At 52.3% G+C, this 18,502-nt stretch carries 15 protein-coding genes; 5 read left to right on the forward strand and 10 right to left on the reverse strand.

Going from position 1 to position 18,502, the window contains the following annotated elements; genetic code table 11:
- Positions 1–84: 84 nt before the first annotated feature.
- Positions 85–921 (forward strand): enoyl-CoA hydratase-related protein, encoded by an 837-nt coding sequence (locus ABD949_RS26620; protein WP_345248819.1) that lies wholly within the window; start codon positions 85–87, stop codon positions 919–921.
- 6 nt (positions 922–927) lie between these two features.
- Here the strand turns inward: ABD949_RS26620 and ABD949_RS26625 are convergent, their stop codons facing one another.
- The 8 genes from ABD949_RS26625 to ABD949_RS26660 all read right to left on the reverse strand — a co-directional run bounded on the left by ABD949_RS26625 (position 928) and on the right by ABD949_RS26660 (position 8,535).
- On the reverse strand, positions 928–2,037 hold the full coding sequence (locus ABD949_RS26625; RefSeq protein ID WP_345248821.1) for an aldose epimerase family protein: 1,110 nt from the start codon (positions 2,035–2,037) through the stop codon (positions 928–930).
- A gap of 125 nt (positions 2,038–2,162) precedes the next feature.
- Entirely contained in the window at positions 2,163–2,936 is a 774-nt protein-coding gene (gene bla, locus ABD949_RS26630; protein ID WP_486348254.1) for a class A beta-lactamase, read from the reverse strand.
- Positions 2,937–3,141: 205 nt separating this feature from the next.
- Positions 3,142–3,600, reverse strand: coding sequence for a nuclear transport factor 2 family protein (locus ABD949_RS26635; protein ID WP_345248824.1), 459 nt, complete (start codon positions 3,598–3,600; stop codon positions 3,142–3,144).
- Positions 3,597–3,815 carry a PLD nuclease N-terminal domain-containing protein gene (locus tag ABD949_RS26640; RefSeq protein WP_345248826.1) on the reverse strand — a complete coding sequence of 73 codons (219 nt, stop codon included), beginning with the start codon at positions 3,813–3,815 and terminating at the stop codon, positions 3,597–3,599. The genes ABD949_RS26635 and ABD949_RS26640 overlap by 4 nt, the downstream gene beginning before the upstream one ends.
- Positions 3,816–3,947: 132 nt before the next feature.
- Entirely contained in the window at positions 3,948–5,288 is a 1,341-nt protein-coding gene (gene xylA / locus ABD949_RS26645; RefSeq protein WP_345248828.1) for a xylose isomerase, read from the reverse strand.
- Positions 5,289–5,367: 79 nt separating this feature from the next.
- Positions 5,368–6,855: a xylulokinase gene (locus ABD949_RS26650; protein WP_345248830.1), complete on the reverse strand. Its 1,488-nt coding sequence runs from the start codon at positions 6,853–6,855 to the stop codon at positions 5,368–5,370.
- A gap of 94 nt (positions 6,856–6,949) precedes the next feature.
- Complete coding sequence (locus ABD949_RS26655; protein ID WP_345248832.1) at positions 6,950–7,969, reverse strand: zinc-binding alcohol dehydrogenase family protein; 1,020 nt, start codon at positions 7,967–7,969, stop codon at positions 6,950–6,952.
- 50 nt (positions 7,970–8,019) lie between these two features.
- A complete protein-coding gene (locus ABD949_RS26660; protein ID WP_345248834.1) occupies positions 8,020–8,535 on the reverse strand; it encodes a GNAT family N-acetyltransferase in 516 nt (171 codons plus the stop codon).
- A 330-nt stretch (positions 8,536–8,865) separates the two neighbouring features.
- Here ABD949_RS26660 and ABD949_RS26665 point away from each other — a divergent pair, with 330 nt between their 5' ends.
- The gene (locus ABD949_RS26665; protein ID WP_345248836.1) at positions 8,866–11,079 is read left to right on the forward strand and encodes a bifunctional alpha,alpha-trehalose-phosphate synthase (UDP-forming)/trehalose-phosphatase; all 2,214 of its coding nucleotides are present in this window, start codon (positions 8,866–8,868) and stop codon (positions 11,077–11,079) included.
- 4 nt (positions 11,080–11,083) lie between these two features.
- Here the strand turns inward: ABD949_RS26665 and ABD949_RS26670 are convergent, their stop codons facing one another.
- Positions 11,084–12,481, reverse strand: a complete 1,398-nt coding sequence (locus tag ABD949_RS26670; RefSeq protein WP_345248838.1) for a DUF2254 domain-containing protein — start codon at positions 12,479–12,481, stop codon at positions 11,084–11,086.
- Between the two features lie 148 nt (positions 12,482–12,629).
- On the opposite strand from ABD949_RS26670, the gene ABD949_RS26675 reads away from it, so the two are divergent.
- Positions 12,630–12,881, forward strand: a complete 252-nt coding sequence (locus tag ABD949_RS26675; protein WP_345248840.1) for a hypothetical protein — start codon at positions 12,630–12,632, stop codon at positions 12,879–12,881.
- A gap of 77 nt (positions 12,882–12,958) precedes the next feature.
- Here ABD949_RS26675 and ABD949_RS26680 read toward each other — a convergent pair whose 3' ends face one another.
- Positions 12,959–15,022: a S9 family peptidase gene (locus tag ABD949_RS26680; RefSeq protein ID WP_345248842.1), complete on the reverse strand. Its 2,064-nt coding sequence runs from the start codon at positions 15,020–15,022 to the stop codon at positions 12,959–12,961.
- 239 nt (positions 15,023–15,261) lie between these two features.
- On the opposite strand from ABD949_RS26680, the gene ABD949_RS26685 reads away from it, so the two are divergent.
- Positions 15,262–16,749 (forward strand): M20/M25/M40 family metallo-hydrolase, encoded by a 1,488-nt coding sequence (locus tag ABD949_RS26685; protein WP_345248844.1) that lies wholly within the window; start codon positions 15,262–15,264, stop codon positions 16,747–16,749.
- Between the two features lie 114 nt (positions 16,750–16,863).
- Positions 16,864–18,405, forward strand: coding sequence for a YifB family Mg chelatase-like AAA ATPase (locus ABD949_RS26690; RefSeq protein ID WP_345248846.1), 1,542 nt, complete (start codon positions 16,864–16,866; stop codon positions 18,403–18,405).
- Positions 18,406–18,502 lie beyond the last annotated feature (97 nt).

Below are 18,502 nucleotides of genomic sequence, written 5' to 3' on the forward strand. Positions count from 1 at the left end.
AAGAGTACGACTTTTCAACTCAAAAAGTATATTCCGCCGTATACCCGTTACACCTTTTTTATTGAACGATTATCCGCAACGCTTATGCTCTACACACAGCATCAAACCGCTAGTTTTCATAACCATTCTTTCCGGTACATCCTGGCTCATCTCGATGACCATGTCTTAACCCTGACCCTGAACCGGCCCGAGAAAAAAAATGCGCTGAATCCGGCAATGCTCAATGAGTTAGCTTTTGCTTTAACCTATGCTCACTACGAGAAAGCGGTATGGATGATAGTCCTCGGCGCAAAGGGCGATGTGTTTTGCGCAGGCATGGACCTGCAAAGTTTATCGCAACCCGCAGAGGGGGCAGAAGCTGAAATCGATTGTAACCTGGTGCCGGAACCCGCCGGACCGGTCCGGCTGGCTGAGCTTTTTGCCAGTGTCCACAAGCCCTGTATTGCTCGTGTGCAGGGGTCTGTCTATGCAGGGGGATTTTTGCTGGTCGCCGGCTGCAACTATGTGGTAGCGGTTGATTCGGCATCGTTCAGTCTGCCCGAAGTGAAGCGAGGCTTGTTTCCGTTCCAGGTAATGGCCAGCCTGCTCGACCTTATGCCAGCCCGCACGGTGCTGGATCTTTGCCTCCGTGCCCGATCGATTCCGGCGAGCAGAGCCTTGCAGCTGGGTTTAGTCACTGAAGTGGCCGAAGCCGAGAACCTGGACAATGCCGTACGCCGGCTAGTGCAGGAGCTGAAGCAGTTTTCGCCGAAAGCCATACAGTTTGGTCTGCGGGCCTACCAGCAGCTAAAAAGCCTGGCTCCCGATCAGCGTCAGGCATTCCTGTACGAGCAGTTCCAGCAGATTCAGCAGACCACCGATGCCAAAGAGGGTATGGCAGCTTTTCTGGAAAAGCGCCACCCAAACTGGCAGAACGAGTAGTGGCGGCTACTTTACGGAAAACTTATATACAGTTGTTGAATTGTACGTCTGCCCCGGCCGCAGCGCCGTACTCGGAAAATTCGGGTGGTTAGGCGAGTCGGGGAAGTGCTGTGTCTCCAGACACAGCCCAAAGCGACGGCCATAGGCGATACCTTCTTTGCCCGTTACCCGCCCGTTCAGGTGATTGCCTGTATAGAGCTGTACGGCCGGCTCAGTAGTATACATTTCCATAAAGCGACCGCTCTCCGGATCATAAACGGTAGCGCCCAGCTTTAGCTTATTCGATTTATCGGTAAACACAAAGCAGTGGTCGTAGCCGTGGCCGTACCGAATCTGCGTATGTGTGGTATCGTTGATGCGGGCACCCACTACGGTCGGTTTTGTAAAGTCGAACGGTGTTCCGGACACAGGTTGCAGCTCGCCGGTCGGAATTTGACTTTTATCGGTAGGCAGGTACTGGTCGGCGTTTATGCTCAGCACATGACCAAGTACATCGCGCTTCATGCCCGACAGGTTGAAATAGGCGTGGTTGGTCAGGTTAATGACAGTCGGCTTATCGGTCGTGGCTTTGTAATCGATGCGAAGAGCGTTATCTTTCTGGAGGGTGTAGGTAACATTTACGGCTAGCGTACCGGGGTAACCTTCTTCCCCATCGGGCGAGGTATAGCTTAACCTCAACGCTGGTTCTGCCCCTTGCACCGGTGTGGCGGTCCAGAGCTTTTTGTCAAAGCCGACCCGGCCACCGTGGATGTGGTTGCCGCCACTGTTGGCCGCCAGGGTGTATTCCTGCCCGTCCAGTGTAAATTTCCCTTTGGCAATCCGGTTGCCGAACCGCCCGATAATGGGTCCGAATGACGGGGTACCTTTCAGGTAATCAGCGAAGGTAGGAACGTTTAGGGTAATGCTTTCCTGTTTGCCTGTCCGGTCCGGAGCCGTCCAGGAAACGATATAGCCGCCATAGTTAGTGATTTGCACTTCCATACCGGCGGCATTGCGCAGGGTAAACAGGTCGGCCTGGCGACCGTCGGGGAATTGACCGAATATAGCTTTTTCAATACCAGCTTTCGGTCGGGTGGTAGTTTGACCAGCACCGGTTTGGTATAACAGTGTACTCAAAACAAGGGAGAGGATTAATGTAAAGGCTTTCACTGGGATCAGGGTTAGTACGGTCAATATACCGGAATAAGGCTAACCCGCTGCTTACCTAATGAGAGTGGCCCGAAAATTTCGGTAGTTGTACGTTATTTTGGAGGAACCGGGCTCCAGGCGTCCCAAATGGCCCGGGCTGTTTTGGCAATTACCTCATCCCGTACGGCATCGTCTGCTTTTGAATCGGAGACAAAAACTGCCAGGGCTATGTGCTGCCCGTTGGGTAGAGTGATGAGGCCGATGTTATTGGTGGCTGCCGTAATTCCGTTTAACGTTCTGGAAGAACCTGTTTTGTGGGCTACCAGAGTGCCTTTTGGTAAAAGCGCTTTGATGCGTTGCATACCCGTCGGCGTTGCGGTGATCCACCGAAACAGCAGGTCACGGCTGCTTTTAGACAATGTGCGCCCTTCCTGCAAGGCTTTGAGCATGATAACGGCATCGTTGGGCGTACTCCAGTTGCGATATTGTACGGCATTATCGCTACCGATCTCCTTTTCGGTATTCGCCACAATCATGTTTTTAACCCCGATACCGTGCAGATACCGCATAACGGTCTGTGGACCGTCAAGCAGGCGTAACAGTACATCACAGGCGCTGCCGTCGCTTTCGGAAACATTATACCGGAGCAGTTCGCTTAATGTGAGTTCGGTACCATTTGGGTATTTGTCACGAATAGGGCTGTGTTGAGCGGGCGAGACATAGTCGCGCTTTTCTACCCGGACAGGTTGATCCAGTTTTAAAGTTCCCTGATCCACCCGCTGCAGTACAGCCATGCTGATGGGCAGTTTGTAGACACTCTGCATGGGAAACCGCTCATTACCATGCAAATCTATCGACTTGTCGGTTTCAACTATGGTGGCGGCTATGCCTACGCGCCCGTTTGCAGAACGGGTGATCTGATCAAGTTGAATGTGGAGCGCGGATTGGGCAAATAGGGATGAGGAAAAAACGAGGATGAGAAGGAGGCAGCAGGATTTCATGGAAATGTAAATGGCTGGATAGAAGTACTGAGCTTTTAGCTATTGATGCGCCAGATGCCCCGGCCAAGCCAGCTAGAAGCTAACCCGTACATTACAAATCAGGGCAGTTCTCGCGTCGACGGGTGTCGATGATATTCTGAATTTTCCAGATGCCGTTCAGTTTAACCAGGGTGAAGACATTGACGCCACAGTGGCTTTTCTGCTTGTTGTAGTAGAAAGTATACGGTGTCCAAGCAGTGGCTAATTCACCGTCAATCTTTATATCCATCCCCGAAAGGCGCTCATCAAGGGCACCGGCAGTTTGCTTACCTACTGATGCTATAAAACCAGGAATAGCCTCCTGCCGTACCGATACGACACCTTCCTTGTTTTTAATAACACTTTGCAGCGTAGCATTGGGAGCAAATACCGCCTTAAACAAGGTAGTATCAGCTTTCCGCATTCCATCAAACATTTGCGTGATGGTGGCACGGACGGTCTGCTCCTCGCCGGATTGGGCTAGGGCAATGGAACTAAGGAATAAGCTGCTGATAAGCAAAATGGCTTTCATTCAATGCGTTGTTTGCGACCAATGATAAAGTATAAAATAGAGCCAAAGAATGGCAGAAACAATATAACTAAGAGCCAAATAATCTTATCTGTATCGCTTCGGAATTTACTACGCAGCACATCAATGACAGCAATAAGTGGCAGTATGATAACTAAGCCAAGAAGGAGTAATCCAAGCAGAATTTCAGGGCCGCCTATGCCAATGAATAGTTGCATGAGATATGCCGTTTAGTCATGAAGTGACTCAATATAGGAGTAAGTTGAAATAAACAAAAATGGGTTTACACAGACGGTTTGCCTGGTAGACCCATTTTTGTTTATTCTATTGATGAACGAGATAGTCAGGAATCAGATGTACTGGTTAATAATCATCTCGAACAGTTCCTGCTTACCGCTAATCTGCTTAGGCTCCCCATTCTGCATCGCATAGTTTCGCAGGTCGTCCAGCGTCAGTTCACCCTTCTCAAAACGGGCCCCTTCACCACTGTCGTAGCTGGCGTAGCGGTTTGTACGGAGTTTCTTGTACTGCGACTTGTTCAGGATTGTTTCGGCCGTGATGGCTGCACGGGCAAAGGCGTCCATACCAGCGATATGGGCGATGAAAATATCTTCCAGGTCGGTTGAGTTCCGGCGCGTCTTGGCATCGAAGTTCACCCCGCCAGATTTCAGGCCACCGGCTTCCAGAATTACCAGCATCGCTTCGGTGAGTTCGTAGAGATCGACGGGGAACTGGTCGGTATCCCAGCCGTTCTGGTAGTCGCCCCGGTTGGCATCGATGCTGCCCAGCATATTGGCATCGGCGGCTACCTGCAATTCGTGGGCGAATGTATGGTTGGCCAGGGTAGCATGGTTGGTTTCGAGGTTTAACTCAAAATCGTTTTCCAGGCCAAACTGCCGCAGGAAACCAATTACCGTAGCCGCATCGAAATCATACTGGTGCTTACTGGGCTCCATCGGCTTCGGCTCAATGTAGAAAGCACCTTTAAAGCCCTGCTTGCGGGCGTAGTCGCGGCTGATTTGCAGGAACCGGCCCAGGTTCTCCGTTTCCCGCTTCATATTGGTATTCAGCAGCGACATATACCCTTCACGGCCTCCCCAGAACGTATAGCCGGAACCGCCCAGTTCGATAGTGGCGTCGATGGCGTTTTTCACCTGCCAGCCCGCGTGCGCCAGTACGTGAAAGTCAGGGTTAGTTGAAGCGCCATTCATGTAACGCTCGTGCGAAAACAGGTTAGCCGTACCCCACAGCAGTTTTACGCCACTGGCCTGCTGCTTTTGCTTGGCGTAATCGACAATCTTACGGAAGTTGCTCTCGAATTCACTATTGGAGTTGCCTTCGGGGGCTACATCCACATCATGGAAACAGTAGAACTCCATGCCCATTTTGGTGATGAACTCAAAAGCCGCATCCATTTTGTCGTGCGCGGCCGCCAGCCGGTCGGCGTTAGCATCCCAGGGAAAGTGCTTCACACCGGGCCCGAAGGGGTCAGCCCCGGTTCCGCAGAAGGTATGCCAGTAGGCAACAGCAAACCGGAAAAGGTCTTTCATGGGTTTGCCCATAATGGGACGGTTGGCATCGTACCATTTAAACGCCAGGGGGTTATCCGACTCGCGGCCTTCGTATTTGATCGCTTCCTTAACAAATGGGAAGTACTCCTTTTCGCCTAATGTGAGACTAAGTTGTGACATACGCTTTAACGCTAATTTTAGACTAAAGACAGGCAATCGGCTTTATCTCCTTTTGCCAGGAGATTTTATCCGGATTATTTCACTTCATAACAGGGGAGAGCTGATCCAGCCACCGTCCGTACGCATCCTGGTAGCGATCTTTGTCGCGGATGTCGGCGTCTATGGTCCGCACGACTTTCAGGCCGGTAAACGCTTCGTTGCGATTCTTATAAAGGCCAAGCCCCAAACCGGCCCCACGGGCCGCTCCCTGAGCACCATCGGTGTTGTAGAGTTCAATTTCGGCACCAGTCAGATTGGCCAGCGTATCGCCGAAGATAGGGCTCAGGAACATATTGGCTTCGCCCGCCCGGATCGTTTTCAGCCCTACGCCCACCTGCTCCATCACCTGAATGCCGTAGTAGAGCGCAAAGACGATACCTTCCTGAGCTGCCCGGATCAGGTGTGGCAGACCGTGGCGAGTTAGTTGCAGACCCTGGAACGTTGCCCCCAGATCGCGGTTCTCCAGTACCCGCTCGGCTCCGTTACCAAAGGGAAGACACACCAGGCCGTCGGCCCCAACTGGTGAATGGGCGGCTATATCATTCATTTCGGCGTAGCTGACCGAACCCCGCAGCACCTGATTGCGCAGCCAGCTGTTCAGGATACCGGTTCCGTTTACGCAGAGCAGCACACCGTACCGGGGCGCATCGGCTGTGTGGTTGACGTGCAGAAAGGTATTTACCCGCGATTGTGGGTCGAACTTGGCCTGCTCACTCACGCCATATACGACGCCCGACGTACCGGCCGTAGCGGCAATCTCGCCCGGATCAAGTACATTCAGCGAAAGCGCATTGTTGGGCTGGTCGCCGGCACGGTAGGTAACGGGTGTACCGTGGGCCAGACCCAGCTCGGCGGCTGCCGACCCGGTCAGGCGGCCCTGTTCCGAAAATGTTGGTTTTATCGTGGGTACCAGTGATGCGTCGAACCCGTAATAGTGCATCAGAAACTCGGCCGGACGGTTTTCCAGGAAATCCCACAGAATACCTTCCGATAAGCCGGAGGGGGTCGTCACGATGTCGCCGGTCATGCGGGCCGCTATATAATCGCCGGGAAGCATGAACTTATCCACCTCGGTATAAATACCGGGCTCGTTGGCTTTCACCCAGGCCAGTTTGGCAGCTGTGAAGTTGCCCGGTGAGTTCAGCAGGTGCGTTAGGCTCTTGTCCCGGCCAAGCGCTTCAAAAGCCTGATTGCCATACGAAACGGCCCGGCTGTCGCACCAGATGATGGACGGCCGCAGCACGTTTAGATTTTTATCCACCACCACCAGCCCGTGCATCTGGTACGAAATGCCGATGGCCTTGACATCCTGCGGCGGAACAGTAGCCTTAGCGAGCACTGCTTTCGACGCCAGACAGGCATTTTGCCACCAGGCATCCGGGTGCTGTTCGGCAAAGCCCGGTTCAGGGGCTTCAATAACCATTTCGGTTTCGGGAAAAAAAGCAGAAGCAACGGCGGTGCCGGTTTCGGCTTCCAGCAGACAGGCTTTTACGGACGAACTTCCAACGTCAAATCCAAGAAGATACATGCAGCAGGTGATTCATAAACAAATTCGGGTGCGAAGTAAAGCATCTTCAGGCAGTTGGACAAACCATATCCAGTGACTGCACCATTAAAGCCGGTTAAGAGAGATCGATCATGGCTTTAACGACACCGCTACCGGGCTCCAGCCAGCCCGGAAAACTTCCGGCAACGGCCGTCAGTGAACTCCGGTGCGTGATCCAGGGGGTTGTGTCCAGTCTGCCGGCCTCCATGGCCCGGATGATGGTCGTGAACGTGCCCGGCAAGGCGTTTCGGCTGGCCATCAGGGTGATTTCTTTCCGGTGAAACATAGGGTCCTGAAAGGTAACGTCACCCTGAAACAGCCCAACGTAAACCAGCTTGCCGCCCTGCGCGACAAAGTCGAAGGCTTTCATCATCGAGGCCGGATTTCCGGTAGCATCGAAGACTACGGTTGGCAGATCACCGTTCAGGCACTCCGGCAAACGCACCGGCAAGTCCTCATTGGCCGGTAATGTTTGCGCCACGCCCAGCTGTGAACGACAAAAGGCAAGGCGGGTTTCCTCCCGGTCGGTCACGACCAGCGGAACGCCGGCCAATTTTACAAACTCGATTACCGAAAGACCGATAGGACCAGCACCGATTACCAATACGGTATCCTGGGGCGTCAGCCCGGCCCGTTCAACCGCATGAGCCCCAATGGCCAGGGTTTCAACGAGGGCGAGTTGTTCGTATGAGAGGGTAAGCGAGGGGTGGAGCTTGTGGACGGGCACCTTCAGGTATTCGCGCATACCGCCGTCGGTATGCACGCCCAATACCTGGAGGCTTGCGCAGCAGTTGGTCTTACCGCGCCGGCAGGCAATGCAGTGGCCGCAGTTCAGATAGGGTTCTACCGAACACCGGCTGCCAATTTGCAGAGTCGAAGCCTCATCGGCTAATTCGATAACCTCAACGCCAAGTTCATGGCCCAGAATGCGAGGATAGGTAAAGAATGGCTGGCGACCCCGGTACGCATGCAAATCGGTTCCGCAGACACCAATACGATGGATTCGGACGAGGGCCTCTCCGGGTAGTAACGTAGCGTCAAACGTAGATTCGTGGTAATGAAGCTGGCCGGGGGCCTGAAGAGTGACCGTCTGCAAAGCTGTATAGATAAATACGTGTACTTATAAGAGACGGCTAAAGGCATATTTTACTCGAAAAAATCGTCTGGATATCGAACGGTCCCCTGTATACCGGACAGACTATCTTTCACCAGCTCTACGGCCATAAAGACTTCGGCCGGTACCTGAAACGGTGGTCGGATACCCCATTTGGTAGTGGGGATGAATTCAAAGCGTGGGTAATAATGCTCATGACCAAGCACGACTACGGAGGTAAAACCAAGTTCACGGCTTCGCTTCAATCCTTCACGGACCAGCAGGCTACCAACTCCCTGGCGTTGAAAGTCAGGTTCAACTGCTAAGGGAGCCAGCGCCAGAGAGGGTGTTATCCGAAGCTGATTGTGAATGATAATCTTCGAGAAAAGAATATGGCCGACAATTTTTTGTTCATACATAGCCACCAGCGACAGTTCCGGAACAAACGCATTGCTCTGGCGCATTCGATTAACCAGGCGACTTTCGTCTTCCCGCTCAAACGCCCGGGCAATGACTTCATAAACGGAGCTTTGGTCTGGTAGCCCTTCTTGTTGTATTATAAATTTCATGTTACCACCTGGGCACATTGTTAATGCCCGATAATGCTAAGTAAATATACGGGCTAAAACAGATTTGTGTTCAAGAATTGTGAAATGAATTTTATGTTTCAGGGTTAAGCAGCTGGTGTTTAACGTTCGGCAGAAACACCGGATAAGGTGGGTGTTCCGGTATTTTCAGGTTGTGCACGCGCTGCTTCCCTTCTCTCTGTGAACAGAAAAAACCATTTGACTGGTAACTGTTTTATGCAGAATCGGTTGAATAAGAGAACCTATGCCAAAGAAGACCCGCTGCAGGCTGTTCTTATCCTATCGACACAGTAGATACTATGCATATACGTTATGAAGAATAATCGACTTATTATAATCTCGTATCGCCTGCCATTTTCCTTTAAGACGGAGAACCGGACCACCTCGGTAAAACCCTCCGCTGGCGGTCTGGTGACGGCGGTTAAATCACTGGATCTAAGCGGCTCTTCTCAGAAGCCTGTCTGGATTGGCTGCGCCGATTTTACTCAGCGCGCCTGGGAAAAAAACCGGCCTCTGGTCGATAACGATGACTTTGAATATGTGCCTGTTTTTCTGGATAGAAAAACGAACCAGGATTTTTATAATGGTTTTGCTAATTCCGTGCTTTGGCCCCTCTTTCACTATTTTCCATCCTATGTAGACTACCGGGATGAATATCTGAGAGCATACCAGGCTGCCAATCAGGCCGTATGCGCAGTGGTTAGTGAGGTGGTTCAGCCGAGCGATATTGTCTGGGTACATGATTACCATTTTCTGGCCTTGCCCCAACTCATCCGGGAGCGTCACCCGAACGCTACAATTGGGTTCTTTCTCCATATTCCCTTTCCGTCTTATGAACTGCTGCGGCTCCTTCCGGTGAAATGCCGCACGTATTTGCTGACAGGACTGCTGGGAGCCGACCTGGTGGGGTTTCATACAACCGACTACACAATTCACTTCCTGCAGTCGGTGCAATTGGCGCTGGGTATGCAGCATAAGATGTGGAAAGTTTCGTATCAGGAGCGGCTGGTGCAATCGAATGCCTACCCCATTGGTATAAACTACGCGTTGTTTAATGAAGCCTACGGCGATAATGAGGTTATAAAAGAGCGCGTTGAGTTAAAGTCAGCCTACAAAGACCAGAAGATAATCTTCTCTGTTGACCGGCTGGACTACACCAAAGGCGTGATGCAGCGGCTCGATGCGCTGGATGCGTTCCTGCAGGAGTACCCGGAATGGCGGGGGCGGATTGTGTTTATTCTGGTGGTAGTGCCGTCGCGGGACGAGATTCAGCGGTACTGGGAGCGGAAGCAGATGATCGAGCAGGCTGTGGGCCGGATTAATGGCAAGTATGGAACACTGACCTGGCTGCCTATTATGTACCAGTATGCCTATCTGGCGTTTCCGCAACTGATAGCGCTTTACACCGCCTGCGATGTAGCCCTTATTACTCCTATTCGGGACGGTATGAATCTGGTTGCCAAAGAGTTTATAGCTACCCGGAAAGACCAGCAGGGCGTATTGGTGCTGAGTGAGATGACCGGAGCCGCCAATGAGTTGGGCGAAGCGTTGCTGATTGATCCGCTGGATGAGTTTGAGGTTGCCGAACAGCTGAAGCTGGCCCTGGAGATGGCGCCGGAAGAGCAAACCCGGCGCATGGCGATTATGCAGCAGCGGCTCAGCAGCTACGATGTAGAAAAATGGGCGAACAGCTTCATGAACGATCTGCTGCAAACCCAGGAGATTTTGAAAAAGAGCCACCCCCAATTGCTGAAAGCTGCCAGAAAAAAAACCATGCTGACTCGGTTTGCCGAGGCTCAATCCCGGCTGCTTTTGCTGGACTACGACGGTACCCTGGCTAATTTTGCAGCCAGACCGGAGTTGGCCGCTCCGTCTGAAGAAGTAACAGCGGTACTGAGTAGTCTCGCAGCTATACCTGGTAACAAGGTCGTAGTGATCAGCGGCCGTGATCACGAGACACTGGAAAGCTGGCTTGGCCATTTACCCATTGATATGGTAGCCGAACATGGCTCTTACCTGAAACAGGAGGGGGGCTGGCGAAACGATCTGCTGGACGATGGTTCCTGGAAAGAGGTGGTCCGGCCTTTCCTGAATGATTTTGTAAGCCGCTGTCCAGCTTCTTTTGTCGAAGAGAAAAACTATTCGCTGGCGTGGCACTACCGGAACTCAGATCCGGATACGGGTTTTCTCCGCTCCCGCGAACTCATTAATACCCTGGAGCATCTGCTGCCTTATCAACTCCGGGTACTGGATGGCAACAAGGTAGTGGAGATCAAAAACGTAGACACTGATAAAGGAAAAGTAGCTAAACAACTAACGCTGGCCCATCCGTATGAACTGGTTCTGGCTATCGGCGACGACCGTACGGATGAAGACATGTTCTGTGCATTGAATTTAACGAACCACTTCACCATTAAAGTAGGAAAAGGCAGCACCAACGCGAAACACCGTTTGGAAAGCGTCTCGCAGGTGATCTCGCTATTGCGGGAACTGGCGGAACAGTTCAAAAGCACTCCAGCCCTCTAAGGCGCTAAGCCTGGTTCGCATTCTTTCTTTCCATTGGGGCGGCCGGCAGAATACTTATGTGCTCTTCTGCACTTAGTTGCTTTAAGGTATCGGCGAATTGCCGGCGAATCAGGTCTCGGTTGTACACAGCCCCGACGGAGTGGTTGGCCGAATCTGCCACCCGTTTTGCCTGTTCAAGCAGGATGCCCAGACGGCCAGCGCTGGCCGTTTGAGAGGCAACTGTTTTGATAGCCACCAGCAGCCGGATGAATACGGCGGTATTGCCGGCCGCGCTGTCACGAATCTGATCGAAAGCCTCTGCCACGAAGGAGTCAAAAGTGAGGCTTTTAGCGATCAGCCGTACTTTACGGTTGCCGGATTCGTCGGTGCGAAATGGTTTCTCAATGCGTCGCTGAGCCAGTTGGGCCAGAATAGCGCTGAGGTAGTCGATGCTCAGGATGGCAGTGGTGGTATCATTCACCCCCGGAGATAACGCTTTCAGGGCGATGTCTACCAATTGCCGGATACCAAAGGCAGCATCCTGGTGAATGGTTCGGTAGCGGCTGATGGTGAAAGCCTCATTTAGGGTCTCAATATCAGCATCTTCTACCTGAAGGTTACCTATTATCGTCACCAATAACGTATCCTGAACAACAAACTCACCAATTGCTTTTTCCATCTGTACTACCACATCGTTGGCTTTGGCAAAATTGAACAGCGTATCCTCATCAATGGATTGCAGATAGCCCGACGCGCTGGCAGGTATGAGCCGTTGAGGTTCATTTTCCAGCTTTTTCAACACGTCCTGATTCTCCGCTTCAGGAGCCTCTTTGCCAACATCCTGAGGAAATAGCCGGTGTACAGCCTGGATGGTTTCTTCGGCCGCCAGCGAAACAATATGCGAGGCCTGAATGGATACAGCAATATGGTGGATAAAATAAATCAGAACGGCTATCCCTACAATTGCCAGTACCAGCCCAAACAATACACTAAGGGATGGAATGAATTTATCCTCATCGCCCCCGCGTATAGTGCGCAATACCACCAGGCAGTAGCTGAACAGGCCTACAAAAAAGCCCAGCACTAGCTGATTGGTGCGGTTAGTCATAAAGTTTCGCAGGATGCGGGAGGTATACTGGCTGGATGCCTGCGCAAGCGCCGTGATGGTTAACGAAAAGGTAAGACCGGCAACGGTAATCATTGATGTGGCAATGGCCGTCAGCATACCACGGGAGCCATCAGAACCGGCACCAAACAGGCGGGGGAACTGCTCCAGAAAATCATCGGAGGCCCAACTGTCAATTTCAATGAACGTAATGGCCAGTATAATTGAGGTGGTAACCATAACCGTCGGTACAAACCATAAACCTGCTTTGACGGTAAGCCACAGACCTTTGAGTTTATGTATACTGCTGACGATCATATGCGTTGCTATTGCCTGATTTATTAAATAACTCTAAAATTGAGATAGCGTTATTTCGATATGCCCTTACCAATTGTGAGAAAGCAGCCCTGGCTAAACAATTTTCAGCTTTCGCGTATATAATCTATACGTGCAATACCTGCTGGATATGAAAATTGGAGAGGCCTTACAGAAAAAGCTGGCTAAGAAATACGAGCCGTCAACGATGGTATCCCTGAAATTTAATCGTTATGATGTAGCCTTAAAGACCGATGAAGAGGGAAATCCCATTCTGCTGTTCATTGGCAAAGCTGACGAAAACGGCACCATCAAAGGCGACCGCTACACCCGGCGTTTGGTCAAAGACTCAAGTGGAGCGGTGATTAAGGATCACTGGGATTATAAGGGTAAAACGCAATAGAACGCTGATGACGCGGATTGGGCAAAGACACGCAGATAAAATTTTATAAAATCCGCCCAATCCGCGTCATCAGCGTTCTATTCTAACTTACCCACCAGATTCAGCATAAACGCATACTCCAGCGCAATCTCCTTCAACGCCTGAAAACGGCCGGAAGCCCCGCCGTGCCCGGCTTCCATATTGGTGTGCAGCAGCAACTGATTGTTATCGGTCTTGAGCGTACGTAGTTTCGCTACCCACTTGGCCGGTTCCCAGTACTGCACCTGCGAGTCGTGGAGACCAGTCATCACCAGCATGTTGGGGTAGGCTTTAGGCTCTACATTGTCGTAGGGCGAATACGACAGCATATAGTCGTAATACGGCTGTTGCTTCGGATTTCCCCATTCCTCAAATTCGCCCGTGGTGAGTGGAATACTTTCGTCGAGCATCGTGGTGACCACATCCACAAAGGGCACGGAGGCAATGATGCCCCGGTACAGGTCCGGGCGCAGGTTGGCCACGGCACCCATCAGCAGCCCCCCGGCGCTGCCGCCCATGGCAAACAGCTTCTCCTTAGATGTGTACTGTTTGTTTATCAGGAATTCAGAGCAGTCGATGAAGTCGGTAAAGGTGTTCTTCTTTTTAAGCATCTTGCCGTCTTCGTACCACCGGCGTCCCATCTCCTGCCCCCCGCGAATGTGAGCAATAGCAAAGATAAACCCTCTATCGAGCAGGCTCAGCCGGGTAGAACTGAAGGTAGGGTCCATGGAAATACCGTACGAACCATAGGCATACTGCAGCAGCGGAGCTGATCCGTCTTTGGGGGTGCCCTTGCGGTACACCAGCGAGATGGGAATCTTCACGCCGTCGCGGGCGGTGGCATATACGCGCTCGGATACGTAATTCGCTGAGTTGAACCCGCCGAGCACTTCCTGCTGCTTCATCAGCGTCCGCTCCCGCGTGTCCATGTTGTAGTCGTACGTCGAGTTGGGCGTGGTCAGCGAAGAGTAGCCGAAGCGCAGTACGTTGGTGTTAAGTTCCGGATTGTAGCCGATTGCCGCCACATATGCCGGCTCGCCAAAATCGAGGTAGTGCTCGCTTGGGTCTTTCTGGTTGATGATACGCAGGTGCATCAGGCCTTCTTTGCGCTCGCCCAGTACCAGATGGTTCGTGAAGATGTCCATCTGCTGCAGGTACACGTCGTGCCGGTGCGCAATTACTTCTTTCCAGGCGTTGCGGTCGGCGGTTTGGTCTTCGGGTACCTCCATCAGCCGGAAATTTTCGGCATCCCAGTTGGTGCGGACGTAGAACGTATCACCAACATGCAGCACATCATATTCATGCCCGTGCTGGCGCGGCAGAAACGTCCGGAAAGCACCCGTTGGGTCTTTTGCTTCCAGCATCTGGTACTCGGTTGCTACCCCGTTCTGGTCGGAGACGATGTGGATGTATTTCTTCGACTTCGACCGGTAGAGGCCCATGTAGAACTGATTATCTTTTTCCTCGTACACCAGTACGTCCTGCATTGGGTCGGTGCCGAGTACATGCCGCCATACCTGATAGCCCAGCAGCGTCTGCTGATCTTTGCGGATGTAAAACAGCGTTTTGTTATCGGTGGCCCAGGCGTAGTTGCCGCCTTCCGTATCCGGAATGGCGTCCGGGTATATCTCACCGGTTTTTAAGTTTTTAACGCGCAGGGTATACAGCCGCCGGCTAACGGTGTCTTCGCCAAATGCTATCAGTTCCTCATTATCAGAGACCTCAAGACCGCCTACATCGTAATAGGAGTGCTCTTTTGCCAGTTCGTTTTCGTCGAGCATAATCTCCTCCACGCTCTCCAGCGATCCTTGTTTCCGGCAATACAGCGGATATTCACCTCCTTCTATGTAGCGGGTATAGTAATAGTAAGTCCCTTCTTTATAGGGTACCGACTCATCCTGCTGTTTGATTCGGGTTTTCATTTCCTCAAACAACTTCTCCCGAAGGGTTTTAACCGGGGCCAGTACCTGTTCGAGGTACTCGTTTTCGGCGTTTAGGTACTTGACGACCTCGGGGTTGTCGCGGTCGTTCAACCAGTAGTAGTTGTCAGTTCGGGTGTGGCTGTGAATGGTTAACTCGTTAGGTTTTTTGGGGGCAATGGGCGGTGTCTGTGCTCGTGTCATGCTGTAAATAGTCAGCGTGGTGATGAAGGTAAAACCAATATTTTTCCTGATTCGTTGACGAAGGTAACACTTTGAAGAGTGGCCTGTGGCCCGGCAGGTGTAATATCAGACAAGGTAGCACCAAATAATTTCTTCCTGCGGAGTAAACGGTTCCGGGTAAAAAGGAGTCTATATAGCAGCACCTAATAATTCCATCTTTTTCGTACTTTTAGAAAAAATTGATGAGTTCCGCATCATCTATGATCAAACGAGTTTACGTTGTCCTGCTTTCTGTCAGCGCTTTATCCTTAACGGCCTTTTACCCGGAAGATAGTAAAGTAGCCAGGCCTTCGCTGGAGAAAACCTTCGCCCGTATCAATAAGGAGGTCATGGAAAACAGCCGGGCGTATGAAACGCTGGAGGATGCCTCGGCTACCATCGGGCACCGTCTGACCGGCAGCACCAACGGTAACAAGGCCGAAGTATATACCCACGACCTGCTGAAATCCTATGGCTTTAAGGAGGTTCAGTACGAACCTTTTGAAGTAGAATCCTGGATGCGCGGGACGGTGGCGCTGTCTGTAGTACCCCGTAAAAGTGATAACTTCCGGGATGTGCCGGTGGTAACGCTGGCGCATTCGCCCGTTGATGCCCACGTTTCCGGCGAAATTGTTGATGTGGGGAATGGCCTGGAAGGAGATTTTGCGGCTATAAAGGAAAAATTAAAGGGGAAGGTGGCCCTGGTGAACATTGGCCTGGCAGCTCCTACTAAAGGTGCCCGCAACCTGCATCGTTCCGAAAAAGCGGCCCTGGCTATTCAGCACGGTGCCATTGGTGTGATTATGGTCAATCTGGTGCCAGGTGAGGTATTGCTGACGGGTACTGCTTCGGTAACGGGTAAACTGATTCCGATTCCTTCGGTTTGCATATCGCTGGAGAGTGGCCAGGAGGTGCGGAAGTGGATGAGCGAGGAGAAGAACCTGCACGCCGTCATCGACATGACCAATTCCAGTCGGAAGATCCGCGCCCGCAACGTGGTGGCTACGCTGAAAGGCTCCAAATACCCCGAGGAAAAAATCGTGATCGGCGGTCACCTCGACTCCTGGGACCTGGCCACCGGTGCTATCGATAACGGTATTGGTTCCTTTTCGGTACTGGATATCGCCCGTACGTTTAAGGCCCTGAAGCTCAAGCCTAAACGCACTATTGAGTTTGTGATGTTCATGGGGGAGGAGCAGGGCCTGCTGGGCTCGCGAAGTATGGTGGAGAACCTGAAGGGCAAGGGGACGCTGGATAATGTTCGGTACATCATGAACCTTGACATGACCAACAATCCTAATGGTATAAATGCCTTTGGTCGGGAGGCCATGGTGCCGTTTTTCCGGACTATTGGAGAAACCATCCGGCAGATTGAGCCGGCGTTTGCCAATAATATGGCCAATCAGGCGGGTCTGCACAGCGACCATCAGCCATTTATGATTGAAGGCATACCGGTGGTGGGTATGAATGGTAACCTGCCGAAAGAGGTGCTGGACTGCTACCACGCCAACTGCGACAAAATGAATCTGGTCAATAAAGAGCAGTTGAAGAATACCGTTCGTTACTCGGCTATGGTCCTCTACGCTCTGGCCGATGCCGACGACATTCCGGCTAAGCGGCTGGACGACGGCAAAACCCGCGATTTTCTGGTAACCCAGGGACTGCGTACGCCGTTGCAGATTGCCAACGAGTGGCGCTGGAAAGAGTAATGAAAATCTGGATGTGCTTTTTGCTGCCCCGGCCATTTTAAGCCGGGGTTAATTTTTAGTTGCCGTTTCCATCATATTTTTGGCCCTTCTTAGGAATACCATATCTCAAACTATATGTTCGCCAAAACCTTCGGCAGCGCTGTCTACGGCGTTAATGCAACCATCATTACCATTGAAGTAACGGTAGGTCAGGGACTGCACTTCTTTATGGTGGGGCTGGCCGACAGCGCCGTTAAGGAAAGCCAGCAGCGGGTCGAAGCGTCGCTGAAGTATTTTGACTACCGCATGCCTAGGCAGAAAGTGGTCGTCAACCTGGCTCCGGCCGACATTCGGAAAGAAGGGTCGGCGTATGACCTGCCGATAGCCCTTGGTGTGCTGCAGTCATCGGAGCAGTTGACGCCCCAGCGTAACCTGGAGGAGTACGTCATCATGGGTGAACTCTCGCTCGACGGGCGGCTACGGCCCATCAAAGGCGTTCTGCCCATTGCTATTGAAGCCCGGAAGCAGGGATTCAAAGGATTTGTGCTGCCGCTCGAAAATGCGCAGGAAGCGGCTATTGTCAATAACCTCGACGTGATTGGGGTCGAGACCATCATGGATGCGGTCGAGTTTTTTGAAGGCAAGAAAGACATACAGCCACTGACGACCGATACCCGTGAGTTGTTCTTCAATAGCCAGAACGCCTATGATGCTGACTTTGCGCACGTACAGGGGCAGGAAAACATCAAGCGGGCGCTGGAAATTGCCGCAGCTGGTGGCCACAATGTAATTATGATTGGCCCGCCCGGTGCGGGTAAGACCATGCTGGCGAAGCGGCTACCGTCCATTCTGCCGCCAATGACGCTGCACGAAGCGCTTGAAACAACCAAGATTCATTCGGTTGCCGGTAAACTGGGCAGCCGGGCAACCCTTGTTTCAACGCGGCCCTTCCGGTCGCCCCACCATACGATCAGTGACGCTGCCCTGGTAGGCGGAGGCAGCTTTCCGCAGCCGGGCGAAATCTCCCTGTCGCACAACGGCGTTCTGTTTCTGGATGAACTACCGGAGTTTAAGCGCACGGCACTGGAAGTGATGCGCCAGCCTCTGGAAGAGCGGAAGGTCAGCATTTCCCGCGCCAAATGGGCGGTTGAGTTTCCGGCTAACTTTATGCTGATCGCCAGCATGAACCCCTGCCCCTGTGGCTACTACAACCATCCCGAAAAAGAGTGCGTTTGTGGGCCCGGTGTGGTGCAGCGTTACCTCAACAAAATCAGCGGCCCCCTGCTTGACCGGATCGATCTGCACGTAGAAGTAACGCCCGTTTCCTTCGACCAGATGACCGCCAACCGCCCCGCCGAAAAAAGCGAGCAAATTCGGGAGCGCGTGATCCGGGCGAGAGACATACAAACCAAGCGGTTTGAAGGGGGGCAGGGTATCTATTCCAACGCCATGATGCCGTCGCAAATGGTGAAAGAAGTATGTATTATCAATGATGCCGGCCGTATTCTGTTGAAAACGGCTATGGAGCGTCTTGGCCTGTCTGCCCGTGCGTATGACCGCATCCTGAAAGTCTCCCGCACCATCGCCGACCTCGCCGGCATCGACGACATTAAGATTGAGCACCTCGCCGAAGCGATCCAATACCGGAGTCTGGACCGGGAGAACTGGGCTGGATAGGTCTTGTGGGTCGTGTGCAGCAGGCAACAAAGAAACATACTGCGCTGAGCCTTGCAGATTATAATTTCTAACCAGGATAAAACTATTCCCGCTGGTG

The organism is Nibrella saemangeumensis (genome assembly GCF_039541915.1).
GTDB classification, from domain to species: Bacteria; Bacteroidota; Bacteroidia; order Cytophagales; family Spirosomataceae; genus Nibrella; species Nibrella saemangeumensis.

Coding starts and splice junctions, on each gene's coding strand:
- ABD949_RS26620 (WP_345248819.1), top strand. CDS start 85: ATGCTCTACACACAGCATCAAACCGCTAGTTTTCATAACCATTCTTTC.
- ABD949_RS26635 (WP_345248824.1), bottom strand. CDS start 3,600: ATGAAAGCCATTTTGCTTATCAGCAGCTTATTCCTTAGTTCCATTGCC.
- ABD949_RS26640 (WP_345248826.1), bottom strand. CDS start 3,815: ATGCAACTATTCATTGGCATAGGCGGCCCTGAAATTCTGCTTGGATTA.
- xylA (WP_345248828.1), bottom strand. CDS start 5,288: ATGTCACAACTTAGTCTCACATTAGGCGAAAAGGAGTACTTCCCATTT.
- ABD949_RS26650 (WP_345248830.1), bottom strand. CDS start 6,855: ATGTATCTTCTTGGATTTGACGTTGGAAGTTCGTCCGTAAAAGCCTGT.
- ABD949_RS26660 (WP_345248834.1), bottom strand. CDS start 8,535: ATGAAATTTATAATACAACAAGAAGGGCTACCAGACCAAAGCTCCGTT.
- ABD949_RS26665 (WP_345248836.1), top strand. CDS start 8,866: ATGAAGAATAATCGACTTATTATAATCTCGTATCGCCTGCCATTTTCC.
- ABD949_RS26670 (WP_345248838.1), bottom strand. CDS start 12,481: ATGATCGTCAGCAGTATACATAAACTCAAAGGTCTGTGGCTTACCGTC.
- ABD949_RS26675 (WP_345248840.1), top strand. CDS start 12,630: ATGAAAATTGGAGAGGCCTTACAGAAAAAGCTGGCTAAGAAATACGAG.
- ABD949_RS26680 (WP_345248842.1), bottom strand. CDS start 15,022: ATGACACGAGCACAGACACCGCCCATTGCCCCCAAAAAACCTAACGAG.
- ABD949_RS26685 (WP_345248844.1), top strand. CDS start 15,262: ATGATCAAACGAGTTTACGTTGTCCTGCTTTCTGTCAGCGCTTTATCC.
- ABD949_RS26690 (WP_345248846.1), top strand. CDS start 16,864: ATGTTCGCCAAAACCTTCGGCAGCGCTGTCTACGGCGTTAATGCAACC.